Source organism: Paenibacillus sp. JZ16, assembly GCF_015326965.1.
In the GTDB taxonomy this organism is placed as follows: Bacteria; Bacillota; Bacilli; order Paenibacillales; family Paenibacillaceae; genus Paenibacillus_AQ.
Window position 1 is genome coordinate 7,030,465 of the sequence record NZ_CP017659.1, and the last position, 23,626, is coordinate 7,054,090.

The window sequence follows — 23,626 nt, forward strand, 5'->3', positions numbered from 1 at the left end:
CTAAGATATTATTATACTTTGTGCTCTGAAAATGTATTTTTCGACAAATGGGGTACAATAAAGTATAGAGATAAGGAAAGGGTGGAGTAGAAACCATGTACTTCAAAAAAATCGGCGTCGTAGGCGGCGGGACTATGGGGCAGGGCATTGCGGAGATGCTGGCAGCCAAAGGTCTTGACGTACTGCTCGTAGAGAAAACTCCAGAGAAACTGGACTATTCATACCGAATGATCGAGACCAGTCTAGATAAACAATTGGAGAAGTGGGGGATTACCCAGGCAGAGAAGAAATTGATACTGAACCGGATTCAAAAAGTAACTCATTTTGCCGAGCTTAGCACCTGCGATATGGTGATTGAGACCATTATAGAGGACTTGGAAGCGAAGAAAGAGGTCTTTACACAGCTTGATCAAGTATGTCCGAGCCATGTGATATTAGCAAGTAATACATCCACGCTTAGTTTGACGGAGCTCGCCAGCTCCACCAAATATCCTGAGCGTGTTATTGGCATGCACTTCATTCATCCTGTTTCCAAGGTAGACCTTGTTGAAATCATCCGCGGTCTGAAAACTTCCGATCATACGTTTACGGAAACGAAGCGCTTTGTTGAAGAAGTTTCGGATAAAAAAGGCATCATGGTATATGAGTCTCCAGGTTTCGTTACAACCCGCATGATTACCCTCATGATCAATGAAGCGATGCACTTGCTGCAAGAGGGCGTGGCTTCGGCGGAGGATATCGATGACGCAATGAGAATCGGATATAACTTCCAGCATGGACCGCTTGAGATGGCCGACCGTTTCGGTTTGGATTCCATTCTCGCTGCGCTGGAGCGCATGTTCCGCGAGTACGGCGAACTGAAATACCGTCCATCGATTGTCTTGAAGAAACTGGTCCGCGCAGGGCAACTGGGCGTTAAAACCGGAGAAGGCTTTTTCAAGTACGATAAGGATGGTGACCGGGTATGAATATTCTCGTAATTAATGCAGGTAGTTCTTCACTGAAGTATCAACTGTACAACATGACGGATGAATCCGTGCTGGCAAAGGGCTTGGTCGAACGGATCGGCATGGATTCCTCGATTCTGACGCATAAGCCGACGGGAAAACAGGATGTAACCGAAGTCAGCGAAATTCTGGAGCATACCACGGCCATCCGCAAAGTGCTGGGCATGCTCACGAACGAGGAGCACGGCGTGATCGATTCCATCGACAGCATTCAGGCCGTTGGACACCGCGTCGTGCACGGCGGGGAGTCTTTTAAAGAATCCGCGCTCGTTGACAGTGACGCCAAAGCGGAAATCCGCCGCTTGTTCGATTTGGCTCCGCTTCACAATCCTGCATCGATGATGGGGATTAAGGCAGCAGAAACCAATATGCCGGGCGTCCCGCAGGTCGTTGTATTTGATACGGCGTTCCATCAGACGATGCCGGAGAAATCATACCTGTACGCTATTCCGAGAGTACTTTATAATAAATATAAAGTACGTCGTTACGGTGCGCACGGCACGTCCCACGCCTATGTCAGCCAGGCAGCGGCAGAATTTCTGAACCGGCCGCTGGAGGATCTGAAGATCATAACCTGCCATATCGGTAACGGTGCTTCCCTGACAGCAGTAAAAGGCGGGAAATCCATCGATACCTCCATGGGGATGACCCCGCTGGAAGGGCTCATGATGGGTACGCGCAGCGGTGATTTGGACCCTGCAATCGTACCGTTTGTCATGAATAAGGAAGAGCTGACCGTCAATGAAGTGAACTCCATGCTGAACAAGCACAGCGGCTTGCTGGCGATTTCCGGAATCAGCAGTGATATGCGTGAGATTACGGAAGGCATGGAAAAAGGCGATCCGAACTCCACATTGGCCTTTGAAATGTATGAGTATCGCCTTCGTAAATACATCGGATCTTACGCTGCCGTCATGAATGGCGTGGATGTCATCGTATTTACTGCGGGCGTCGGCGAGAATTCGGTCGTTCTTCGTCAAAGAGTGCTTGAGCAGCTTACCTATCTCGGAGTAGAATTGGATGAGGAGCTGAACAGCATTCGTTCCGGCGAGCCGCGCCGTATTTCTGCGGCAAATTCGAAGGTCGAGGTACTAGTGATCCCTACCAACGAAGAACTGGTTATTGCTCGGGATACGCATCGTATCGTACAAGCTTCCAACCGTTAAATAGTAGTGATATAAGGGAGAGATTTAAGCATGGCCACCAAAAGTGTGATTCGTAACGTCAACCAGCATGTCGGCGAGACCGTCACGATCGGCGCCTGGATCAACAACAAGCGTTCCAGCGGCAAGATCCAATTCCTGCAGCTTCGCGATGGATCCGGATATATCCAGGGTGTTGTTGTGAAGAGCGAAGTATCCGAACAAGTATGGGATGACGCGAAAAGCCTGACACAGGAAAGCTCGTTGTACGTGACGGGTGTTATACGTGAAGAGCCGCGGAGCCAATCGGGTTACGAGATGACGGTTACCGGCATTGAAATCATACATCTTACGGAAAACTATCCGATTACGCCTAAAGAGCATGGCGTCGATTACTTAATGGACCATCGTCATCTGTGGCTTCGTACCCAGAAACAACGTGCGATCATGGTAATCCGTGCTGAAATTATCCGCGCGGTTCAAGATTACTTTGATTCCAACGGATTTACGCTGGTGGATCCGCCGATTTTGACCCCAACTTCCGCGGAGGGTACAACGAATCTGTTCCACACGAAGTATTTTGATGAAGATGCTTATTTGACCCAGAGTGGGCAGTTATACATGGAGGCTGCCGCTATGGCGCTCGGTAAGGTATACTCCTTCGGTCCGACGTTCCGTGCCGAGAAGTCCAAAACTCGCCGTCACCTGATCGAGTTCTGGATGATTGAGCCTGAGATGGCCTTCACGGACCATGAGGAGAGCCTTCAGGTACAGGAGCAGTTCATTAGTCATGTGGTGCAGTCCGTGGTTAAAAACTGCCGCCAGGAGCTTGAAACGATCGGTCGTGATATTTCGAAGCTGGAGGCGATCCAGGCACCATTCCCGCGGATCACGTACGATGAGGCCATTGAATTCCTGCATACGCAAGATTTTGATATTCCTTGGGGTGAGGATTTTGGCGCGCCTCATGAAACGGCCATTGCCGAGAAGTATGACAAGCCGGTCTTTATTACCCATTACCCGGCGGGAATCAAGGCTTTCTACATGAAGCCGGATCCGAATCGTCCGGAAGTCGTTCTGTGTGCGGATATGATCGCTCCGGAAGGTTATGGCGAGATTATTGGCGGATCGCAGCGGATCGACGATCCGCAGCTGCTTGAAGAGCGCTTCAAGGAGCATGATCTGTCGATGGAAACCTATCAATGGTATATGGATTTGCGTAAATACGGCACCGTTCCTCATTCCGGCTTCGGTCTAGGTCTTGAGCGTACCGTTGCCTGGATTTGCGGTTTGGACCATGTGCGTGAAACGATTCCGTTCCCACGTACTCTGTACCGGTTGTACCCGTAAGCCGTGAGAGGTGAGTCTATGGACCACGACGGTAACGTGGACACAGGCGTGAATGGGTGGACGGCCGGCGCCGCTGCCGGCATGAGTCAAGGAATGGCGATCATTCCTTATGCCTTGCTCAAGCATTACCGGTCACTTGGTTTAAGCGACCGTGAAGCCATGCTGGTCATTCATTTGATTGGTTATCAGCAGGTGGAGTTCAAGGCGTTTCCTTCGCTGGAGGAGCTTGCGGAAGTGACGGGGGCTCCCACCGAATTCATCGCTACCAGCTTGCAGCGCTTGATGAAGGTAGGGCTGATCGGGATTGATGAGTATGTGGACGAAACCCAGGGGATTCATTACGAGCGCTACAATCTCCACGGATTGTATGAAAAGCTCGCTTCGTGCCTGGCTGAAGAGCACAAAGCAAAGACCCCAGAAGGAACCAAGTTTGCGTCTCCGCTTTTGAATGCCCGCCCTGCTACCAGCAAATCAGCTGTTTCGGGGGATTCTGTTCCTGAGAAGGAAGAGCGGAATTTGTTCACCATTTTCGAAAAAGAGTTTGGCCGCCCGCTGTCGCCCATGGAGCTGGAAACGATCTCCGGCTGGGTTGATGCGGATCGCTATCCGGACGAGTTAATCCTATTGGCTCTGAAAGAAGCGGTATTTGCGGGCAAACTGCATTTCCGCTACATTGACCGGATCCTGCTTGAATGGAGCCGCAACCGGGTGCGTACCGCACAGGATGCCAAAGCCTATACGCAGAAATTTAGAAATATCGGAAGATAGATCAGAAGCACGTCCGCTACGGGCGTGCTTTTTTGTGTGCATGATCTGTTCTATTCATGCAGTTTAAGTCCTATGATTAGCAGGAGAACTTCCCGGGATCAACGAATGGATATAGGTGCAGCACGCTAGAAGGGGAGTTGGAGATGAGATACAAGGCCATTATTTTTGATCTGGATAACACGTTATTAGACTATAGTCAGAGTGAAAGGATATGCATGCAGCAAGCGCTGGAGCACTACCGGCTGCATGAGGATCTGACGTGGGAGGAATTCTGGAGCACGTTCGGACCGATTAATTTTAATTATTGGATGAACCGAATTCAGAACAATCACGATATTAGGCAGGTGCTGGAGCATTCCTTCACGGATACCTTCCTAAGGTTGAAGCGGGAGTTCAATCAATTCCGGGAGATATCGGAAACTTACTGGGGGTTGTTTTGCAGTTCCAACCATATGGAGCCTAATGCCGACCTTATTTTGGAGCATCTGCATGGTGACTTTGCGCTAGGGGTCATATCCAACGGCATTGGCGAAGCACAGCGTAAACGCCTGACAACAGGAGGATTGTTTCATTATTTTGACTCCTTCATCATTTCGGATGAGGTGAAGTGCTGGAAGCCAGACCCGCAGATCTTTGAACTCGCATTGCAGGAATTGGCGGTAGGTCCAGGCGAGGTGTTATACATAGGGGATTCGCTTACGGATGATTATGAAGGAGCAACGAGAGCCGGAATTGATTTTTGTTATTATAATCGCCGGGGTACCCCTTTAAGTGATCATCATCGTCCTGCTTATGTGATCAGGAATCTCCTGGAGATCAAGGATCTGGCTTAGGAATCATGCATGGAGGAGGATAATCTAATGAGATACAATCATATTTTATTTGATTTGGATGGCACCTTGACTGATCCGCGTGAAGGCATTACGAAAGCCGTAAGTTATGCACTCGGTCAGCATGGGATTATCGTAAACGATCTATCCGAGCTGGAATGTTTTATCGGTCCTCCGCTCCAGGCGACCTTTATCGAAAAATATCATTTTAGTGAAGCCGAGGCTTGGGGCGCCGTATTGAGCTACCGTGAATATTATAAGGACACCGGCCTTTATGAAAATGAGGTGTATGGTGGAATACGTGAGCTATTGGGTTTGCTGTTATCCCAAGGGCGCCGCTTGTATGTCGCTACCTCCAAACCTACGGTTTTTGCCGAGACAGTCCTTGAGCATTTTCAGCTAACCGCTTATTTTTCCATGGTGTGCGGGAGCGAACTGGACGGTTCCCGGTCCGCCAAGACTGAAATCATTCAGCACGTTCTGGATACATGCCGGATTCATACATCGGAAGCCGTTATGATTGGAGACCGGAAGCATGATCTGATTGGAGCGCGAAACTGCGGGATACACAGTATTGCTGCAGGGTATGGGTATGGTTCCGAAGAGGAGCTGGCGGCATGCAAGCCCATCTATTATTTTAAAACCGTGGAGGAAATGCTTCGGTCGTTTGCAAGCTTAGCGGTTTAATATCGGCTTATCAGGATGAGACTGAGCCCTTCGATTTTTCGCCTAACATCGGTTATAATGGTCATAACCAGTCGGAATGTCATAATTTGTGAAGGGAGGGGTAAGATCATGATGGGAAGATTGCAGATGTGCTCTATGCAAAGTCTATATGATGAACAACGGCGGTTGTTTGCATGGAGCGATGAGAAAGTTACCGCCTGATTACCTCGTGTAGAGAGGCCGTTTATCTAATGGACTTTGCATCCTTAAAACCTTATTTTAATTTTAAGGAGCAGAGCTACCATGAAATATATAAACGCGGATATTATCCTTCCAGAGGAATTGTTGAAGGAAGTACAGAAATATGTACAGGGCGGGATGGTGTATATCCCGAAACCTGAAGGGTTACGCAAGAAATGGGGAGAAAACTCGGGAAGCCGGGTGTATTTGAAAAAAAGAAACCTGGAGATCCGGCAGTTGTTTGCGTCGGGCGCTACCATTGACCAGCTTTCTTCTCAATTTTGTTTATCCTGCGATTCCATCAAAAAAATTGTATATACCAAAAACAAGTAATGCAAAGTCACATTGGAACTGATTCTGATGTGGCTTTTTCTTATGTATAAAAGTCATTTTAAACCAACCGTTATATAGGAAGTACAGTTGCTGAGCAATTATAATCATTCAAGAACGTTCAAACCATGGAGCAGAGGTGAGTATATGAATGATTTTTTTCAATTTGTAACAGAAGAACAACGATGTGCGCTGCTCGATAAAGCCAAAAGGGTTGCAATATCGGCACTTCAGCAATATAACCTGAGATGGGTTGAGATTGAATATATCGGTATTTCGGACACGATTACATATCGAGTTAGGACGAGCTTAGATAAAACATACTTGTTGAGAATCCATTCGGATCGACGGTGCAGTCATGAAATAGACTTAGAGCTTCAATTCCTGGATGCCCTTATTACAGCAGGTATCAAAGTGCCGACAGGTATAACCACTCCAAGTGGGTTAAGATGGTTGAAAATCGGTACGGAGGATGGATTCACCTCCACCCATGTCACCGTGATGAAATGGGTGGAGGGTGTGCATGTCCATGAAGCACTTACAGAAGATCAAGCTTATCAGGTAGGTGTCTTGATGGCCAGAATGCATGAAACTGCACTTGACTTCAAAAGTTCTTCTGATCTTCGTAAGCCCGTATGGGGGATGAACAGTTATAAAGAAGCGCTCGCCAAGCTGGAACGGTATGCGGGAACTTTTTTGTCGGAAGTCTCATGGTCACTGTATCAACTCGCAGCTGAAAAAGTTATATCCCAGCTTGATCATATGAAGGCTGATGATTGCAACTACGGTCTCATTCATGCCGATTTACATTTGGGGAATGTAGTATTTGAAGGGGAAGTTCCTCATCCGATTGATTTTGGTAGATGTGGCTACGGTTTTTTTCTTTACGATCTGGCGGCGGTTATGTTATCACTTGTTCCGTACCAAAGATTTAAAGTGCTTCAAGGATATGAAAGCATACGATTGTTGGGATCGGATTATTTTCAGTCTCTGGAGTGTTTTTTCATCATGATCATGATGGAGAATTATAGCCACCATGCCTCCAATCCAAGAGAGACAGAAAGTATAAAGGGTGAGCAAATCTATGCGCTAGCTTATATTCATGAATATTTGCACGGACGCCCGTTTCTGCTGAATGTGGTAGAGCCCATAGAAATAGACGATGCACCAATCTCTAGTTGATCCGGCCATAATAGAAGGGTATCATGATATCATAATACGTGTTACAGAATGGGAGAGAATTGCTTGCAAGTTACGAACCGCCCAGGTGAACATATCACCTGCTTGATCATCATGATTGCCACCATCGTATGGGTTCAATGGACATCATTCCTTCTATCCGCGGCGTGGGGAATCGGACTGATCCTGTTAATATATACATTGTGCAAGCTAAGAAGCGTACGCAAGATATCGACTCAAATAAATGACACGGCCATCGTGGCCCTTATCATGGTGATAGGTTATATGCTCTATCATTCTTCTGGTGAAATCATCAAACATGGATTAGCGGGGGACGATGCCTGGGCCATCATCCTATCGAGGTTAAGCCTGATATTATTTGTATTACCCTTTGCACTGGCGGCCATGTTAACGAAGAAAAAACCGTTATACCTTGCCACGGGTTCATGGGGAACAACGATTTATTTTCCATGGATATTCAAAGGCCCGGTACAAGACCCGATCTGGCGTTTCATGCTCATTTTCCTGGTTGTCGTCTGTTCCATTTTTTCATTCTTTATTGACTGGGGACAGCCGCATTTTCTCGTTCTTATCGGTTATGCACTATCATTTGCGCTGATCAATGCCGTCCTTGAGGAGCTGCTGTGGCGGGGATACATACTTAGTCATTTTGTAAGTGGATTTGGTGAGCTGAAAGGGCTCGGCATCGCCGGAGTTACCTTTGGTTTATACCACTACCACCTTGGTTTTTCATGGCCAGTTTGTCTGCTGTTTTCAATCTTTGGGATCATGATGGGTGGCGTGGCTATTCGTTCCAAAGGGTTGATTCCCGTGATGGTTATGCATTTTGTGATGAATGTTTTATTTGTTCTTAGCGGCATGATCCTGTAACTTCCTAAGAAGGGCGTCGATAGACGTTCTTTTTTTGTTTTGACCGGTATGGGTAGACTATGGGACGAGCAATTTTGCGCTTGCTTTATATTTATTAAATATTTTTTTAAAAAAAGTGCAGGGTCAGCTTTCAGAGCTGACGTCTATGTATTTGGGAAGGAGGGGAGAGTTATTGATGCTGAAACGTTAATCACGCGTATCCTGCAAGGTGATCAAGAAGCCTTTCGGGAACTGGTGAACCATTACAGCCAGCACGTGTTCCATACGGCATACTCGGTCCTGCGGGATGCCAAGGAAGCGGAAGATGCGTCGCAGGAAGTGTTTATTCAAGTATACAAAGCTCTCCCCCAGTACCGATCTGAAGGCTTTAAAACCTGGATTACACGCATCACGCTAAATAAAGCGATTGATATGAAGAGGAAGCTTTCCCGTAAACCGCCGGAGCAGCTGCATGGCGAACATGATGAAGTGCTGGATAAACTCCCTTCCCGGGACGAAGACGTGGTTTCTCTGCTCGTACATAAGGAGAGAAGAGAGGAACTTCGAGAGAAAATTAAACAATTGCCGGACAATCACCGCGCCATTATAACGGCTTTTTATTTGGAAGAGAAAAACTACGAACAAATCGCAGCCGAGCTGGATGTCACGGTCAAGACGGTGGAATCGAAATTATACCGGGCCAGACAATGGATTCGGAAATCTTGGAAGGAGGAGGAATGGAAATGAACGTAAAGGATAACGAGCTTAAGATGCTGACGGCACGATATGTTAGAGGAGAAGGCTCGGCAGAAGAACGGTCTTCTTATGAAGAGCTCATGTTATCGGATGACAGCGTGCTGGAGATCTACATGCAGGTACTGGCGGAGCTGGATTCCGAACTCCCTGGCCTGTCAGACCCGGAAGCTTTTACGCAGCAGGTGGTGGAACACGAACAAATTAAGCCATACACCCATAGAGCACCTCTGCGGATTCAGGAACGCCCGAAGCGATGGTACGAACGCGCGATCGTTCACTACACCATTGCCGCCTCCATTACCATGCTGTTTCTCTTCACCGGGGCTTTTGACCGACTTCTTCCCGGCGAAATGAATCATGATGTTCCATTATCCGAAACACCTTCCTACAGTGAGCAATGGGTAGAAAAAACAACGGGCTGGCTTGACCAGCTATTGTCCAGATAAGAAAAAAGAAAGGAAGATGCCAAGTGCAACCGCAAAAAAGTAAAGGGTTTGCCTTTATATTAAATATCCTTCCGGGCCTCGGCCATTATTATTGGGGGAGAAAGGGACGCGCCCTGCTATATCCGTTCTTGTTCTTCGGAAGCCTGTTCGGTGGATTTGTGCTTGGGATCATGACGGCTTCCGACGCGGTTTTTGCGCTGGGAATTATCGGAGCCTTAATGATCTGGGGAATCAGCATGCTTGACCTGCTAATTGCTTTGATCCGGTATACGCCTATAACGATTATCCACGATGAATATGGACGTCCGATGGAGATTCGTCAGGAAAAGAGTGATGAGTCAGAACGCTTTTATACCATATTGCTGTCCTTCATACCCGGTTTGGGGCATTTTCAACTGGGATTGATGCAGCGAGGGTTGTCATTCCTGATCGCATTCTTCGGACTTGGAACGATTCTGCTGTTCTTGACAGGCTTGACTCACGAATCGGTATTCCTGCTGTTTCTGGGCATGCTGCCTATTATTTGGCTCTACTGCATGTTTGATGTGGTTCAGCTGGTTCACCGTAAGCAAGCTGGAGAATTTCTTATCGATCGTACGCTGTTTGATGAGCTCGAGAGCGGCAGAGAGAGCGGACGCCGGAGTAAAGTGTTTGCCACCTTGTTATCGGCGTTTCCCGGAGCGGGTCAAATGTATTTGGGATTGCAAAAACGCGGACTGCAGCTCATGGTCCTATTTCTTGGCAGCATTTATGTGTTGGATGTACTCAAGCTGTCGCTGTTCCTGTTCTTGATTCCGTTGATCTGGTTTTATGCATTCTTTGACGGTCTGCAGCAAGTAAGCCGTTACGGCAGGGAGCCGCTGCGCGATCGACCGATCATCTCGGGACTTGGGAATCAGCAGCGCTGGCTCGGACTTGGACTGCTTGTACTCGGTATCTATTTCGTATTTAGCAGTGTTGTGATGCCTTATATCGATACACATTTTCCTCATCTGCAGCTGGATTACCGCATTCGTTCCTACTTGAAGACCGCGATTATCGCCGTTCTTCTTATCGGAGGAGGAATCAAGCTGATGACTGGCTCGAAAAAGGATTCGTTAAGGGGAGAGCGCTCATATTATGATACCGACAACGAATGAGATGTCCATTCAAGATTTGGGAAACATTCATCGAAGTCTGAACGGCAATGGCGAGTAGGTACACTCTCCAGGGGACTATCCTTGCTCGTACCCGGTATATATTCAGCATTCTTCTCATCGGGTTTCTGACCTTCTGCACAGAACCAAAAATAGATATGAACGAGATATGGAGGGAGATATCGTGGCCAAGAATCTGTATTACCTGTTGTATATTGCTCTATTTGTTGTGACTTGTTTGTTTATCTTCAATGCTTATGCATCACCGGATCAGGTACCTGCGCCTTCGATCTCTTTAACGGAGCATGAGCAGAATCGCCTATAGTTTATATAAAGAAAAAACCTGTAAACGATTTTGAATCGTTTTACAGGTTTTTTAATTTTCGTTCAACGAGTATGTATATCAGGATAAAAACGATCACGGTAGCAATGCCTGTCGTCATGAAATGGCCGGTAAGCCTGGCGATCAGCAGCAGGATGACTCCAAAAATCATCAGCAGCAGACTGACATAGGCGTTGGCAACTTTAAAGTTCCGTTCATTTTTGAGAGATGACGTAGTTTTATACGCATAAAAACTCTTGGAACTTTTGGGCGGAATCAAAAAGAGGACCAAACCATACAAAACAAATACGATGCCAATGGCTAAACTTTCGAGCATCCCTACACACTCCTAACGGAAATATAACGCCGGATGCACCCCAAGAACGCTGGATAAGGGAGCATCCGGCTGTTCAAGCCCTATATCTGCAAATATGAATATATTACTTGGATCCGGCTGCATTCAGAAGCAGACGACGGTAGGCGTATTCGAATATAAACTCAAATGCCTCCAGATGTTTCTTGGCTTCGAATGCATTTTTGCCCCAGGCATAGATGCCGTGGTTACGCAGCAATATGCCGGGTACCGCAGGATCGAGCGCATCCGGAACGAGCTCTGCAATCCGTGGAATCTCTGCGTAGTTCGGCAGGATCGGAATGCGAATCGCGGCGTCCTCTTCCCAAATATTAAAGGCTTTGATCAGCTCGATTCCTTGGGCAGGGACATAACCTTGTTCCCCATACCAATCGCTGATCAGATTGTTATCAATGGTGTGCACATGGAAAATGGCACCGCAGCCGGTCTTGCGATAAATTTCGCAGTGAATCAAGGTTTCCGCGCTAGGTTTTAAGCCGGTTGCTTCGCAAGGCACGCCGTTCTGATCCACAAAAAGATAATCTTCAGGCGTATGTACCGACTTGTCTTTTCCGCTGGCTGTCACCGCAAAATAAAACTGCTCCGGGTTGAACTCGCCAACACGGACAGATAGATTACCGCTGGTGCCGGGGAACCAGTTTCTAGAAGCGAACAGTTCCTTGATCCCTCTAAGATCCTGCAGGGCAGCTTGTTTCTGTTCAAGCTGGATATCTGAAAATGCCACTTACAGCACCTCCTGTTTAAACTTGTCTTTCATGTCGTTCTGGATATCGGTAAATGTCTCGAAGGGTACATGATGTACGCCTATCTTCCTGCATTGCTCGGTGAGCGATGAGCGGGAATAAACCAGATCCGCTTGCTTGGCACCTTCAAAATCGGTCAGGCTGTCACCGATCAGAATGCGGTAATACCGGTCGGCCGGAAAACGGTCCATCACCGTGACCTTGCACATGCCGCAGTCGTTATGGCAGGATTCCTTGCAAGGATGAGGCCAGGTAATCTCAATGTGATCCCCTTCGAAATTGGAGCCGTTGCAGAAGATATGGTCTGCCGGGATGCCAAAAGGCTTCAGCAGAGGATCGACAAAGAAATCGATGCCGCCGCTTGTAACGTAGAATTCAATCTGTTCGGATTTTAAATAATCCAGGAATGCACTGAAGCCTTCCCGAATCCCTGCATGGTTTAGAACATATTCGGTAATTTCTTCTCTCATGGAGGAAGGGAAGAGCGCGAACATGCGGCCTACGCCTTCCCGAATTGAAATGGTGCGGTCAAGCGTGTCCTGCATGATCGACTCAAAGCCTTCCGGTTTGAAGTGCTTCATAATGGCGACGATGTTATCGTTGTTTGTGATGGTTCCGTCGAAATCACAAAAAATGATCGGCTGTTTATCTCCAGATGTCATACTTCTCCTCCCCAGATGTCCAATGCGGCTTTCAGCTCTTCGTGTTCCTCGGCAAAGTGGGCGAGTGGCACGGATTTCATCGTCGCCTCGATCGCTTGTACAAAGGCTTTGCCGCCCGCTTCGGTTCCCATCGGATGTCCGTGGATTCCGCCGCCAGCGTTAACGACCACATCGGTGCCAAAGTCCCGGATGATGCGGGGAACGAGTCCAGGATGAATTCCTGCGGATGGTACCGGCATGCTTCGTTTCACGCCAAGTTTAGCGCTGTGCAGCTCGTCGCGTATCGCGAGATTCTCTTCTCTCGGCATCGTTACCGATCCGTAAGGAGAAGGGAAGAGCACCAGATCCGCGCCGGCAATCCGCATCAGCTGGCCGAGCAGCAGCGGAGCCGTTATCCCATAGTACGGAGAAGGATAAATGGCCCCGGCAAGCGCAGGGTGAGCCGCAATAGGCACGGTGATATCCGGATCACTGCTTAACTCTTGCAAAACGTCATACCCATAGGACAGCACATTAAAGAGCAGGGCGTTAGCGCCGGCATCAATCGCACGCAGCGCTTGCTCACGCAGCCTCGACGTCCGTCCGGTCAGATTGGCTGCATACAGCAGTTTTTTGCCTGTCTGTTGTTCCACGTCGGCAGCAGCCTGGATGCACATGCTGACCCGTTTTTCGATTGGGGTGAGGTCGTTCTCGAACAGGATTTCATCATCTTTGATAAGATCCACCCCACCAAGCGCCTGACGGATAAATTGGGCTCTAAGCTCGTCCGCATTCAGTCCGATTACTGACTTGAATATGCTCATGAGCAGAGGGCGGTCATGGACGCCGAGTAGATCGCGGACTCCGTCGATGCCATATTTCGGTCCGGGAAACGCACTCAAGAAGTCGGGAGACAAATCCAGGGAAGTCAGTTTGATGCGCCCGTCCATGGAAATTTTGCCGAACACGGTCACCAGCAGGGCTGGGATATCCCGGCTGAAATTAATGTCCGGATAAGCAATGCTGACGTCCGCATACCGGCTGCCTGGCTCCCAGCCCTCGTGAACCTGAATGTCAACAACTTCGCCAAGATGCTTCTGCATCGCTTCACGCTTGGCTTGCGGCAGCTCGGTCCAGCTGCCGACCGTCATGCCAACGGCGATGGAAGTCGCCTTCTTACGAAAATCCGCCTGGTCGTCATAGATTCGGTACGTTGCGATACAGCGGCTCATGAGATCTGCTCCTTCAGCATGGCGCCCATTTCTTTGGAACGCTCAGCACAGCGGTTCACGGCGGCAATGACGGTTTCGAAGAAATCGCCTTTATCGAGCGTTTCGAGGGCCGCTTGCGTTGATCCGTTCGGCGATGTAATTTTCGCACGAAGCGATGAAGGCTGTTCCCCGGTCTGCTGCACCATCCGGGCGGCGCCCAGAATGGTTTGGAGTGTCAGCTCGCGGCTTTGTTCCGGCGTCAAGCCGCCGCGGATCCCTGCGGCAGTCATGGCTTCCATCATGTAATAGAAGTAAGCCGGACCACTGCCGGATATACCGGTCAGGATATCCATCTTCTCTTCTTCAATGACCGTTACATTACCAACAGCTTCGAACAAGGTCATGACCAGTTGGCGCTGTTCTTCGCTGATTTCCTTCGAGAACGCGATTCCTGTGGAACCAAGCCCGATGGAGGCGGATGTATTCGGCATCGTACGTGCAATGGGCTGCTGGGTTCCAAGCAGCGTCTGCGTCGTATAAATCGAAAGTCCGGCAATCACGGAGATGATCAATTGATCGCTTGAGAGCTTCGGTCCCAGTTCTTTTAACGCTTTAGCAGCATCCTTCGGTTTCATGGCAAGCACGATCACCGGTGAAGTTTTCAGAATTTCGATTTTAGCGGCATCGTCGTTATTGATCTGGACACCATAGCGCTCACTCAGTTCCTGAAGGCGTTGAACATTGCTCCGATTAAGCATCGTAATATTCTCAGGAAGCACGACAGAACGGCTGACTAATCCTCGTACGATCGCTTCGGCCATCGAGCCGGCGCCGTAGAAGGTGATTGCTTTATCTATTAAAGGTCGGTTCTGCGGGGATTGGCACATCGTTATTTCCTCCTTTATGGCTTTAGATGAATGATTTATTCGCGTATTTGACCACTACCGATAATAACATATTTGGAGGAAGTAAGCGCGGGTAATCCCATAGGACCTCTGGCATGCAGCTTCTGGGTGCTGATCCCGATTTCGGCGCCGAAGCCAAATTCAAAGCCATCGGTGAAACGGGTCGAAGCGTTATGATAAACAGCAGCTGCGTCTACTTCCTGCAAGAAGCGCTGCGCATGATCCTTATCCTCCGTAACGATACATTCCGAATGCTTTGTGCCATTAATCGAAATATGCTCAATGGCCTCATCCAGGTGATCCACGATTTTGATGTTTAAGATATAGTCGTTGTACTCGGTAGCGTAATCCTCAGACGTCGCTTTTACAGCCCAAGGAACGTAATCCAGGGTACGCTGACATCCTCGCAGCTCGACGTTACGCTCGCGGAATGCTTCAGCCAGCACGGTCAGATGTGATTTGGCATAATCAGCATGGACGAGCAGGGTTTCCATGGAATTGCAGACCGAAGGGCGCTGCACCTTGGCATTGAGACTGATGGCAACTGCCATGTCCGGCTCTGCCGATGCATCTATATAGGTATGACATATCCCGGCTCCGGTTTCGATCACGGGCACCGTGGCATTTAACACAACGTTCTGGATCAGCGAGCTCCCGCCGCGAGGGATAATGACATCCAGCAGTCCGTTGAGCTTCAGCATTTCATCCACGGAGGAACGGTTCGGGTCCTCGATAAGCTGAAGCGCATCCTTAGGCAGTGCGGTGCGTTCCATAGCTTCGTGAAGCACCTCGATGATTTTGCGGTTGGAGGAGAGGGCGGAAGAACCCCCGCGGAGTACGACCGCGTTGCCTGTCTTCAAGCACAGTCCGGCTGCATCGACCGTCACATTTGGACGTGCTTCATAAATGATGCCGATCACGCCAAGGGGAACACGTTTCTTGACGATGTTCAGTCCGTTCGGGCGATCGATCGTTTCCAAGGTGTCGCCGATTGGGTCCGGCAGCTTCACGATTTGGCGTAAGCCTTCGGCAATGCCCTCGATTCTGGTTTCATTCAGTGCCAATCGGTCCAGGAGGGAGGCGGAGGTGCCAAGCTCCTTCCCACGACGTAGATCCTCCGCGTTTGCTTCCATAATATCAGCTGTCCGTTGGATCAGTGCGTCTGCCATGATGAGCAGAGCCTGATTTTTCTCCTCGGTGCTCAGTCTGCCAAGACCGAATGCGGCCTGTTTGGCCAGCTTGGCTTTATTGCGAACCTCACTCATAATAATTCCTCCTTAGATGGATGATTAGGAAAAGCATTATTGGTTATGGGAACCAGATTATTTTAACGTGATCCATTCATCTCGGTGAATGACCTCAAGCCGATGGATTTCCCCGATGATGCCGATCACTTGACTGCTCGGCAAACCGAGCACGGCTTGCAACTGGTCCTCATCGTAATTGACGATCCCCCTGCCGAGCCTTTCGTTGTTCATATTAACGACTTCCACCACGTCCCCGGCATGGAAGCTGCCTTCGATCCGTTTAATGCCAACGGGAAGGAGGCTGTGGCCTCCGTGAATCAGCGCCTTCTCGGCGCCCGGATCGACAACGATCCGGCCTAGCGGCGAGGACATAAAGCCGAGCCACTGCTTTTTCATCGGCAGAGAGGATAGGTGGGTAGCAAAATAGGTGCCTTTACCTGCATGCTCAAGCGCCTTAAGCAAATCGCCGGTCTCGCTGGCTTTGCCAACGAAGACGGGGACACCGCCGCGGGTGGCGATTTTGGCAGCATCGATTTTCGATCGCATGCCGCCTGTACCTACGCTGGAACCAGCGCCTCCTGCCATGCTGTAAATCTCATCGGTAATTTCATCAATTTCCTCATATTTCGTTGCATCCGGCGACTTGCGTGGATCAGCCGTGTACAAACCATCCGTATCGGTCAGGATGATTAATTGCTGGGCGCGGACCAAGTTCGCAACCAGAGCGGATAACGTATCGTTATCGCCAAATTTCAGTTCGTCAATGGAAACGGTGTCGTTCTCATTAATAATCGGAATAACGCCTTGCTTCAGAAGCTCCGTAATCGTCATGTTGGCATTATTCATGCGTTTGCGGTTCGCGAAGTCGCCTCTCGTCAACAGAATTTGCGCGGCCTTCAATTGATGGGAGGCCAGCGCATTCTGGTAAGCACGCATCAGCAGCGCTTGGCCCAGTGCGGCGGATGCTTGCTTCTCATGCAGCAGCTTCGGTCTGCTCTCGTAGCCGATCTCTCGAAACCCTGCTGCGACGGCGCCGGATGTCACGAGCAGAACCTCATGACCGGCTTTGCGGAGAGCGGCAAGCTCTCCGGCAAAGAAGGCGATGGAATCAAGATTAAGTCCGCCCTCGTCTGTCGTAAGGGAGCTGCTTCCGATTTTTACGACGATGCGCGATAGCATCGTGATCACTTCCTTGTATTTATGATGGGTAGGTATAGCTGTAACGAATCCATTTCCTGAAAACAAAAAAACTTTCGTCCTGTATGAAAAAGGACGAAAGTTTGACTTCCGCGGTACCACCTTTGTTGATGAGCGCAGCTCATCCGGCTTTAACCCTGTAACAGAAGGCACTGTCCTGGCAAGCCAGGCCGCTCGGGGGTAGGTTTCGGAAAGGGGGTCACGGCAAATTCTTTCAGCCCATGGAATTCGCTCTCTGGTCATCGTGCCATATGCTTTCGTACTGGTCCCGTCATTGCGTTTTTGAAAACTGCATTCAATTGTTATTGCAAGAATAGCACATCGTTTTTGTTTTTTCAAAAGGAAAAAGGTTAACCGAACAGGTTCAGCTTGCCGATTCGGTAGGCGGCTTCCTGCATTCGCTCTTCGCTGCTTAACAGGCCGACGCGGACATATCCTTCGCCGTGATCGCCAAAGCCGACACCAGGCGCAACCGCGACCTTGGCCTCCTCAAGCAGCAGATCGGCAAAGGATACCGAAGTAAAGCCCTTCGGTACCGGCAGCCAGCTGAAAAAGGAGCCAGCCGGTTTTTGAGCTTCCCAGCCGATTTCGGACAGGGCGCCATAGAAGGCATCCCTTCTCGATTGGTAGCGTGCCACCAACTCCTCAACGCAGTCTTGCGGCGAGGTGAGAGCCGTGGCCGCTGCTGCCTGAATGCCGCCGAACAGGCTGACATAGATGTGGTCCTGCAGCATATTGATCAGCGAGATGATTTTTTTGTTCCCCAGGGCAAAGCCAACGCGCCATCCGGCCATATTATAGGTTTTGGAGAGCGTGTAAAATTCCACGCCAACTTCTTTGGCTCCTTCTGCCTGCAAAAAGCTGACTGGACGATCTCCATCAAACCCGATCGCTCCATAAGCAAAATCGCTGGCTACAACGATCCCGTGTTCGGCGGCGAATGCTACCGTATCCTCGTAGAAGGACAGGGGAGCGACGGCGGATGTCGGATTATTCGGGTAATTTAAGAACATCAGCTTCGCTTTTTCTCTGTCTGCTGGTGTGATCGCGCCATAGTCGGGAAGAAACCGGTTCGCAGCGGTTAACGGCATGAATTTCATCTGGGCACGGGCCAGTGCAACGCCTGACCAGTAATCCGGATAACCGGGGTCCGGGACAAGACATACATCGCCCGGATTCAGAAGCACTTGCGGAAGCTGTACAAGCCCTGTTTTTCCTCCAAACAGAATCGCTACCTCCGTCTCCGGATCCAGATCCACGTTGTAGTCTTCCTTATATCGATGCGCAATGGCTTCTTTAAGAAAGGAAAAGCCGGTAAAAGGCGAATATTTGTGAAACTGCGGATTGTCGGCCGCTTCCTTCAAGCTGGATACGATATGAGGCGGTGTGGGCTGATCGGGATTTCCCTGTCCGAGATTGATCACATCATGTCCCTGCGCCACTTGGCGGTTTACCTTGGAGACCAAGGTCGCGAAAAATTGCGTGGGCAGCTGGGACATCATCTCGGCCGGCTCTATTTGGAATTCGTTTAATTTGTTGTTCATTGCAGTTTCATCACTCCGTTATCTAATTACGCTCGAATACAGCTGATATTGAAAACAATTAGGATTAATTTAACACGATTTATCAGGGGTGTATAGAGGGAAATGGTGCTTGGGTGTTGCAGCAACAGGGCGGGGGAGGCTATGATGATGACATATAGAGAACGGATGAATTCCTGAAAAAGAGCCCGATCATGGATTTCATGATTACATCGGCGCTGGTGCTGGATTCAACCGGAATAACAGGAGGCTGCAAGATGACTGGAGAAGCAAAGGCTCAATTGAATATCGCACTTATCCAAGCCGATATTGAAATAGGAAACGTAAAGGCCAATATGAGTAAAATGCTCGGCATGATGGAGCAGGCCGCAGCGGCTGATAGGAAGCCGGACGTCATCGTGCTGCCGGAAATGTGGAATACGGGGTATGCGCTGGACCGAATTCAAGAGCTTGCCGATCCCATGGGACAGGAAACCTCTCGCATGCTGAGCGAATTTGCACGAAAACATCGTATTCAAGTCGTAGGCGGGTCTGTAGCCGAACGAATCGAAGATCGGATTTATAACAGCATGTATGTATTTAACCGGAGCGGGGAGCAGATCGCCAAATATTCCAAAATTCACCTGTTCCGCCTGATGGATGAAGAGAAGTTTCTGCAAGCTGGGCAGCAGCCCGTAACCTTTGAGCTGGAACAATTAAAAGCGGGCGCGTCGATCTGTTACGATATACGGTTCCCCGAGCTGTCCCGCACCCTCGCACTCGGCGGCGCTCAAGTGCTGTTTGTGCCAGCGGAGTGGCCGCATCCGCGACTGCATCATTGGAGAACGCTGCTCATGGCCAGAGCGATCGAGAACCAAATGTATGTCGTTGCGTGTAATCGAGTTGGAACCAGCGGAGAAACGGGCTTTTTCGGCCACTCCATGATCATCGATCCATGGGGGGAGGTCATTGCCGAAGGGGATGAGCAGGAAATGATCCTGACCGGTACGCTGGATTGCGGTCTTACGGATGAAGTGAGAGGACGCATTCCGGTTTTTGAAGACCGCCGTCCGAATTTGTATTTTCAATAAAAGTGATGATGGTTAAACTCCTCTAAAAAATGAAGTTTCATCTGGGCAGAGGCGGGTATACTATGGGTAATCCGTCTGAGAGGAGGCTTTGAATGATGGCAGACAACAACCAATTCGACAGCCAAAACCATGAGCAGGAAGAAGAGCAGAAACAACAGTTCCGCAACTTTGTGGAAAACGTTGCCGGGGGCGGCAACGGAAAGAACGAGTCGATTCAAGATCAGTCCCGTACTGCGGATGAACAGAACCGATTGATTGACCAGCATAATTTGCGCAAATAAAACTCCGTTTAAAACGAAATGGGAGTGCTATAATTTCACGTTGAGAAGAAGCTCAGCTTGGTCTTGTTCGTTGACCTTGGCTGAGCTTCTTCTCTTTATTCATGGGGCAGCGTGCACTAGTCCTGAACGCTCTCCACAACCAGCTTGTCCATGACCTGCTTAAAAGTGTCGATGAACGCATCCGCCGCTTTGGACAAATAGCGGCCGTTTCGGTAAGCCACAACCAGCGTGCGGCTCGGAACGGGATCAGCGAGCGGCAAGTAGACAGGAATAAACTCGCTGCGTTTCGCACGGGCGATAAAACGAGGCACCAGCGTTATGCCCATTCCGGTTGCGACCAGCGATTGGAGCGTCTCGATGTTGCTGCTCTCGAATACAACGTTCGGTTCAAAGCCTGCCTCCCGACATATATCAAAGGTGAGCTTCCGGAAGCCCTGTCCTTTTTTGAGGACAACAAACGCTTCGTTCCGGATTTCATCGATTGTGATGGGCCGTACGGGATCGGAGGCTGCCCGCAGCGCAAGCGGGTGCTGCGGAGGAACAGCCAAGTCGATCATTTCCTCACCGATGGGAATCCAGGACAGCGACGGCTCGGACAGCGGCAGCGCCAGGAGGCTAAGATCGGCCTTGCCGCTGGCCGTCAGCTTCTCCAGGTTCATGGAGGAGTCTTCCAACAGGGTGATCTCAATATCCGGATATCCCTTTTTAAAGGCAGGCAAAACCCGTGGCAGCAGGTGAGAACCTGTAATCGGCATGCTGCCGACTACGACCTTACCCTTTCGAAGCTGGGAGATGTCCGACATCTCCTGCTTCAGCTGCTCGACGGCGTCCATGATCTTCTGGGCATGCTCGACGAAGCTGGCTCCGGCATGGGTAAGCTCAACGTTGCTCGTATTGCGCTGGAACAGCAGCACGCCGAGCTCTTTCTCCAGCTTGGAGAGCTGCTGGCTCAAGGAAGGCTGGGCGATATGAAGCTTCTCCGCGGCTCGGGAAAAATTTTTATCCGCCGCGATTTGCAGCGTATATTGCAGTTGTCTCAGTTCCATTTAAGCATCACTCCGTTATAGCTGAATCCTATTACTTTTATAGATATTATATCTTGGAACAATGAAGAAGGAAATGATATATTACTATCAACGTAAAGATGATGCGTTGTAGATCTTCCTTATATTTAAAGAAGATAACAAGCAATTATCTTCTCATGGACGTAAAGAACAATGGGGTGATGATGATGAGTAAGAAGACAATGTTCGAAAAAATTTGGGATAACCACGTTATTCATCAAGAGGAAGGCAAGCCGGGTATTTTGTACATTGACCTGCATTTGGTTCACGAGGTAACTTCACCGCAAGCATTTGAGGGTTTGCGTCTTAGCGGCCGTAAAGTACGCCGTCCTGAACTGACCTTCGCAACGATGGATCACAACGTTCCAACGAAAGACCGTTTTAATATTACGGATCCGATTTCGAAGCAGCAAATCGATACACTGACCAAGAACTGTCAGGATTTTGGCGTTACCCTGTATGATCTCGATACGATTGATCAAGGCGTTGTGCACGTCATGGGGCCGGAACTTGGCTTAACGCATCCGGGCAAAACGATTGTATGCGGCGACAGCCATACATCCACACACGGTGCATTCGGCGCCCTTGCGTTCGGTATCGGAACAAGCGAGGTTGAGCATGTTCTGGCAACCCAATGTTTGCAGCAGGCCAAAGCAAAGACCATGGAAGTGCGCTTTGTCGGTCGCCGCAATCCGGGCGTAACGGCCAAGGATATGATCCTTGGCGTAATTGCGAAATACGGAACGGATTTTGCAACAGGTTATGTTATTGAGTATACGGGTGAAGCGATCCGCGAATTGTCGATGGAAGAGCGCATGACCGTGTGCAACATGTCCATCGAAGGCGGAGCCAGAGCGGGCATGATCGCTCCGGATGAAACGACGTTTGAATACTTGCGCGGACGTCAATATGTTCCGCAAGGCGAAGCTTTTGATGCTGCAGTAGCCGCTTGGAAAGAGCTTGTGACAGACGAAGGCGCCGAGTTCGACGTGGTGGTTGAGTTCGATGTAGAATCTCTGATCCCGCAAGTAACTTGGGGAACGAGCCCGGGTATGGGTACTGACATTTCCTCGACGGTTCCTAACCCTGCGGATTTCAAGACCGAGAATGAGCGCAAGGCAGCGGAGAAAGCGCTGGAGTATATGGCGCTTGTGCCAGGGACGCCAATGTCCGAAATTCCGATCGATTATGTCTTTATCGGTTCTTGCACGAATGGACGCATTGAAGATTTGCGTGCGGCAGCAGCCGTAGCGAAGGGCCATAAAGTGTCCAGCAATGTGACAGCCATCGTTGTTCCCGGATCAGGCCGAGTGAAGATCCAGGCTGAACAAGAAGGGCTCGACAAAATTTTTGTTGAAGCGGGTTTCGAATGGCGTGAAGCAGGCTGCAGTATGTGTCTCGCGATGAATCCGGATGTACTGAAGCCGGGACAACGCTGCGCATCCACGTCCAATCGTAACTTCGAAGGACGCCAAGGCCGCGGCGGCAGAACGCATCTCGTGTCGCCGGCAATGGCAGCGGCAGCTGCGGTTAAAGGACACTTTGTGGATGTACGTGACTGGAACTTTGCAGCCGAAGAAGTTGTGAGCTAAGAAGGACGGAGGAGAAGTTTATGCAAGCATTTACGAAATTACACGGTATTGTCGCACCTGTAGACCGGGTGAATGTAGATACGGACGCCATTATTCCGAAACAGTTTTTGAAACGGATTGAACGTACAGGATTTGGACAGTTTCTGTTTTACGAGTGGCGGTTTGATGAAGAGGGAGGCAATATCGACACCTTCTCGCTGAACCAGCCTCGTTACCAAGGCTCGACCATTCTGATTTCCCGTGCCAACTTTGGCTGTGGTTCTTCCCGTGAGCATGCCCCTTGGGCGATTCTCGATTACGGATTCCGCGTGGTCATCGCTCCATCGTTTGCTGACATTTTCTACAATAACTGCTTTAAGAACGGGATTCTTCCGATCAAACTGTCGGAGGAGCAGGTGGAAGAATTGTTCCAGCGCACAGAAGGTAATGAAGGATATAAGCTGAACGTCGATCTGGAGAGCAAAACGATAACGGATGATCAAGGACTCCATATTGACTTTGATCTTGACGAGCACCGCCGTCAATTCCTGCTTCAAGGGCTGGATGACATCGGTTTGACGCTGCAGCATGAAAGTGCAATCGATGCATACGAGAAGAAGCATGGGGAGCGTCTGTTCGCTTAATCTCGCAATTCCACTGCAAAAGGTTACAAGATTATTAAACTTCCATTTCCTGTGTAGGAAATGGAAGTTTTTTTTGGTATTATGGAATTAATATGC

At 49.5% G+C, this 23,626-nt stretch carries 26 protein-coding genes and 1 other annotated feature; of the genes, 17 read left to right on the forward strand and 9 right to left on the reverse strand.

The window, feature by feature from the left end; all coding sequences use genetic code 11:
• Positions 1 to 95 precede the first annotated feature (95 nt).
• From BJP58_RS31565 to BJP58_RS31625, 13 genes are all read left to right on the forward strand, one after another.
• A complete protein-coding gene (locus BJP58_RS31565) occupies positions 96 to 968 on the forward strand; it encodes a 3-hydroxyacyl-CoA dehydrogenase family protein (RefSeq protein ID WP_071218369.1) in 873 nt (290 codons plus the stop codon).
• Positions 965 to 2,173: an acetate/propionate family kinase gene (locus tag BJP58_RS31570; RefSeq protein WP_194541966.1), complete on the forward strand. Its 1,209-nt coding sequence runs from the start codon at positions 965 to 967 to the stop codon at positions 2,171 to 2,173. The genes BJP58_RS31565 and BJP58_RS31570 overlap by 4 nt, the downstream gene beginning before the upstream one ends.
• Before the next feature lie 30 nt (positions 2,174 to 2,203).
• Positions 2,204 to 3,499 (forward strand): asparagine--tRNA ligase, encoded by a 1,296-nt coding sequence (gene asnS / locus BJP58_RS31575; RefSeq protein ID WP_194541967.1) that lies wholly within the window; start codon positions 2,204 to 2,206, stop codon positions 3,497 to 3,499.
• 18 nt (positions 3,500 to 3,517) lie between these two features.
• Positions 3,518 to 4,267, forward strand: coding sequence for a DnaD domain-containing protein (locus BJP58_RS31580; protein ID WP_194541968.1), 750 nt, complete (start codon positions 3,518 to 3,520; stop codon positions 4,265 to 4,267).
• A 143-nt stretch (positions 4,268 to 4,410) separates the two neighbouring features.
• A complete protein-coding gene (locus BJP58_RS31585; protein ID WP_233354812.1) occupies positions 4,411 to 5,100 on the forward strand; it encodes an HAD family hydrolase in 690 nt (229 codons plus the stop codon).
• Between the two features lie 27 nt (positions 5,101 to 5,127).
• Positions 5,128 to 5,784 carry an HAD family hydrolase gene (locus BJP58_RS31590; RefSeq protein WP_194541970.1) on the forward strand — a complete coding sequence of 219 codons (657 nt, stop codon included), beginning with the start codon at positions 5,128 to 5,130 and terminating at the stop codon, positions 5,782 to 5,784.
• 282 nt (positions 5,785 to 6,066) lie between these two features.
• Positions 6,067 to 6,336, forward strand: coding sequence for a CD3324 family protein (locus tag BJP58_RS31595; RefSeq protein WP_071218363.1), 270 nt, complete (start codon positions 6,067 to 6,069; stop codon positions 6,334 to 6,336).
• Between the two features lie 144 nt (positions 6,337 to 6,480).
• Positions 6,481 to 7,515, forward strand: coding sequence for a phosphotransferase enzyme family protein (locus BJP58_RS31600; RefSeq protein ID WP_194541971.1), 1,035 nt, complete (start codon positions 6,481 to 6,483; stop codon positions 7,513 to 7,515).
• Positions 7,516 to 7,782: 267 nt separating this feature from the next.
• Complete coding sequence (locus tag BJP58_RS31605) at positions 7,783 to 8,403, forward strand: CPBP family intramembrane glutamic endopeptidase (RefSeq protein WP_233354813.1); 621 nt, start codon at positions 7,783 to 7,785, stop codon at positions 8,401 to 8,403.
• Positions 8,404 to 8,451: 48 nt separating this feature from the next.
• Positions 8,452 to 9,129: an RNA polymerase sigma factor gene (locus BJP58_RS31610; protein ID WP_233354814.1), complete on the forward strand. Its 678-nt coding sequence runs from the start codon at positions 8,452 to 8,454 to the stop codon at positions 9,127 to 9,129.
• Positions 9,126 to 9,584, forward strand: coding sequence for a hypothetical protein (locus BJP58_RS31615; RefSeq protein ID WP_194541973.1), 459 nt, complete (start codon positions 9,126 to 9,128; stop codon positions 9,582 to 9,584). Before BJP58_RS31610 ends, BJP58_RS31615 begins: the two co-directional genes overlap by 4 nt.
• Positions 9,585 to 9,607: 23 nt before the next feature.
• On the forward strand, positions 9,608 to 10,723 hold the full coding sequence (locus BJP58_RS31620; RefSeq protein ID WP_194541974.1) for a DUF6677 family protein: 1,116 nt from the start codon (positions 9,608 to 9,610) through the stop codon (positions 10,721 to 10,723).
• Positions 10,724 to 10,904: 181 nt separating this feature from the next.
• Complete coding sequence (locus BJP58_RS31625; RefSeq protein ID WP_194541975.1) at positions 10,905 to 11,045, forward strand: hypothetical protein; 141 nt, start codon at positions 10,905 to 10,907, stop codon at positions 11,043 to 11,045.
• A 40-nt stretch (positions 11,046 to 11,085) separates the two neighbouring features.
• Here BJP58_RS31625 and BJP58_RS31630 read toward each other — a convergent pair whose 3' ends face one another.
• From BJP58_RS31630 to BJP58_RS31665, 8 genes are all read right to left on the reverse strand, one after another.
• Positions 11,086 to 11,379 (reverse strand): SdpI family protein, encoded by a 294-nt coding sequence (locus tag BJP58_RS31630; RefSeq protein ID WP_071218358.1) that lies wholly within the window; start codon positions 11,377 to 11,379, stop codon positions 11,086 to 11,088.
• A gap of 103 nt (positions 11,380 to 11,482) precedes the next feature.
• Entirely contained in the window at positions 11,483 to 12,139 is a 657-nt protein-coding gene (locus tag BJP58_RS31635) for a methylthioribulose 1-phosphate dehydratase (protein WP_194541976.1), read from the reverse strand.
• Positions 12,140 to 12,820: a 2-hydroxy-3-keto-5-methylthiopentenyl-1-phosphate phosphatase gene (locus BJP58_RS31640; RefSeq protein ID WP_194541977.1), complete on the reverse strand. Its 681-nt coding sequence runs from the start codon at positions 12,818 to 12,820 to the stop codon at positions 12,140 to 12,142.
• Positions 12,817 to 14,031: a 2,3-diketo-5-methylthiopentyl-1-phosphate enolase gene (locus tag BJP58_RS31645; protein WP_194541978.1), complete on the reverse strand. Its 1,215-nt coding sequence runs from the start codon at positions 14,029 to 14,031 to the stop codon at positions 12,817 to 12,819. The genes BJP58_RS31640 and BJP58_RS31645 overlap by 4 nt, the downstream gene beginning before the upstream one ends.
• Entirely contained in the window at positions 14,028 to 14,897 is an 870-nt protein-coding gene (gene proC / locus BJP58_RS31650) for a pyrroline-5-carboxylate reductase (protein WP_071218354.1), read from the reverse strand. Before proC ends, BJP58_RS31645 begins: the two co-directional genes overlap by 4 nt.
• Positions 14,898 to 14,932: 35 nt before the next feature.
• Positions 14,933 to 16,180 carry a glutamate-5-semialdehyde dehydrogenase gene (locus BJP58_RS31655; RefSeq protein ID WP_194541979.1) on the reverse strand — a complete coding sequence of 416 codons (1,248 nt, stop codon included), beginning with the start codon at positions 16,178 to 16,180 and terminating at the stop codon, positions 14,933 to 14,935.
• A 57-nt stretch (positions 16,181 to 16,237) separates the two neighbouring features.
• On the reverse strand, positions 16,238 to 17,341 hold the full coding sequence (gene proB / locus BJP58_RS31660; protein ID WP_233354815.1) for a glutamate 5-kinase: 1,104 nt from the start codon (positions 17,339 to 17,341) through the stop codon (positions 16,238 to 16,240).
• A gap of 86 nt (positions 17,342 to 17,427) precedes the next feature.
• Positions 17,428 to 17,643, reverse strand: a binding site (T-box leader).
• Between the two features lie 66 nt (positions 17,644 to 17,709).
• Positions 17,710 to 18,903, reverse strand: a complete 1,194-nt coding sequence (locus BJP58_RS31665) for a pyridoxal phosphate-dependent aminotransferase (RefSeq protein ID WP_194541981.1) — start codon at positions 18,901 to 18,903, stop codon at positions 17,710 to 17,712.
• A 254-nt stretch (positions 18,904 to 19,157) separates the two neighbouring features.
• On the opposite strand from BJP58_RS31665, the gene BJP58_RS31670 reads away from it, so the two are divergent.
• Together BJP58_RS31670 and BJP58_RS31675 are read left to right on the forward strand one after the other, a co-directional pair.
• Positions 19,158 to 19,970 carry a carbon-nitrogen family hydrolase gene (locus tag BJP58_RS31670; protein ID WP_194545130.1) on the forward strand — a complete coding sequence of 271 codons (813 nt, stop codon included), beginning with the start codon at positions 19,158 to 19,160 and terminating at the stop codon, positions 19,968 to 19,970.
• Positions 19,971 to 20,062: 92 nt separating this feature from the next.
• Positions 20,063 to 20,251, forward strand: coding sequence for a hypothetical protein (locus tag BJP58_RS31675; RefSeq protein WP_233354816.1), 189 nt, complete (start codon positions 20,063 to 20,065; stop codon positions 20,249 to 20,251).
• A 116-nt stretch (positions 20,252 to 20,367) separates the two neighbouring features.
• On the opposite strand, the gene BJP58_RS31680 is transcribed toward BJP58_RS31675, so the two are convergent.
• Positions 20,368 to 21,297, reverse strand: a complete 930-nt coding sequence (locus tag BJP58_RS31680; protein WP_071218349.1) for a LysR family transcriptional regulator — start codon at positions 21,295 to 21,297, stop codon at positions 20,368 to 20,370.
• A 185-nt stretch (positions 21,298 to 21,482) separates the two neighbouring features.
• On the opposite strand from BJP58_RS31680, the gene leuC reads away from it, so the two are divergent.
• Together leuC and leuD are read left to right on the forward strand one after the other, a co-directional pair.
• Complete coding sequence (leuC, locus tag BJP58_RS31685) at positions 21,483 to 22,907, forward strand: 3-isopropylmalate dehydratase large subunit (RefSeq protein WP_194541982.1); 1,425 nt, start codon at positions 21,483 to 21,485, stop codon at positions 22,905 to 22,907.
• A gap of 20 nt (positions 22,908 to 22,927) precedes the next feature.
• Positions 22,928 to 23,530: a 3-isopropylmalate dehydratase small subunit gene (gene leuD, locus BJP58_RS31690; RefSeq protein ID WP_194541983.1), complete on the forward strand. Its 603-nt coding sequence runs from the start codon at positions 22,928 to 22,930 to the stop codon at positions 23,528 to 23,530.
• Positions 23,531 to 23,626 lie beyond the last annotated feature (96 nt).

Coding starts and splice junctions, on each gene's coding strand:
- BJP58_RS31565 (WP_071218369.1), top strand. CDS start 96: ATGTACTTCAAAAAAATCGGCGTCGTAGGCGGCGGGACTATGGGGCAG.
- BJP58_RS31570 (WP_194541966.1), top strand. CDS start 965: ATGAATATTCTCGTAATTAATGCAGGTAGTTCTTCACTGAAGTATCAA.
- asnS (WP_194541967.1), top strand. CDS start 2,204: ATGGCCACCAAAAGTGTGATTCGTAACGTCAACCAGCATGTCGGCGAG.
- BJP58_RS31580 (WP_194541968.1), top strand. CDS start 3,518: ATGGACCACGACGGTAACGTGGACACAGGCGTGAATGGGTGGACGGCC.
- BJP58_RS31585 (WP_233354812.1), top strand. CDS start 4,411: ATGAGATACAAGGCCATTATTTTTGATCTGGATAACACGTTATTAGAC.
- BJP58_RS31590 (WP_194541970.1), top strand. CDS start 5,128: ATGAGATACAATCATATTTTATTTGATTTGGATGGCACCTTGACTGAT.
- BJP58_RS31595 (WP_071218363.1), top strand. CDS start 6,067: ATGAAATATATAAACGCGGATATTATCCTTCCAGAGGAATTGTTGAAG.
- BJP58_RS31600 (WP_194541971.1), top strand. CDS start 6,481: ATGAATGATTTTTTTCAATTTGTAACAGAAGAACAACGATGTGCGCTG.
- BJP58_RS31605 (WP_233354813.1), top strand. CDS start 7,783: ATGGTGATAGGTTATATGCTCTATCATTCTTCTGGTGAAATCATCAAA.
- BJP58_RS31610 (WP_233354814.1), top strand. CDS start 8,452: ATGGGTAGACTATGGGACGAGCAATTTTGCGCTTGCTTTATATTTATT.
- BJP58_RS31615 (WP_194541973.1), top strand. CDS start 9,126: ATGAACGTAAAGGATAACGAGCTTAAGATGCTGACGGCACGATATGTT.
- BJP58_RS31630 (WP_071218358.1), bottom strand. CDS start 11,379: ATGCTCGAAAGTTTAGCCATTGGCATCGTATTTGTTTTGTATGGTTTG.
- BJP58_RS31640 (WP_194541977.1), bottom strand. CDS start 12,820: ATGACATCTGGAGATAAACAGCCGATCATTTTTTGTGATTTCGACGGA.
- BJP58_RS31645 (WP_194541978.1), bottom strand. CDS start 14,031: ATGAGCCGCTGTATCGCAACGTACCGAATCTATGACGACCAGGCGGAT.
- proC (WP_071218354.1), bottom strand. CDS start 14,897: ATGTGCCAATCCCCGCAGAACCGACCTTTAATAGATAAAGCAATCACC.
- BJP58_RS31655 (WP_194541979.1), bottom strand. CDS start 16,180: ATGAGTGAGGTTCGCAATAAAGCCAAGCTGGCCAAACAGGCCGCATTC.
- proB (WP_233354815.1), bottom strand. CDS start 17,341: ATGCTATCGCGCATCGTCGTAAAAATCGGAAGCAGCTCCCTTACGACA.
- BJP58_RS31665 (WP_194541981.1), bottom strand. CDS start 18,903: ATGAACAACAAATTAAACGAATTCCAAATAGAGCCGGCCGAGATGATG.
- BJP58_RS31670 (WP_194545130.1), top strand. CDS start 19,158: ATGACTGGAGAAGCAAAGGCTCAATTGAATATCGCACTTATCCAAGCC.
- BJP58_RS31675 (WP_233354816.1), top strand. CDS start 20,063: ATGATGGCAGACAACAACCAATTCGACAGCCAAAACCATGAGCAGGAA.
- BJP58_RS31680 (WP_071218349.1), bottom strand. CDS start 21,297: ATGGAACTGAGACAACTGCAATATACGCTGCAAATCGCGGCGGATAAA.
- leuC (WP_194541982.1), top strand. CDS start 21,483: ATGAGTAAGAAGACAATGTTCGAAAAAATTTGGGATAACCACGTTATT.
- leuD (WP_194541983.1), top strand. CDS start 22,928: ATGCAAGCATTTACGAAATTACACGGTATTGTCGCACCTGTAGACCGG.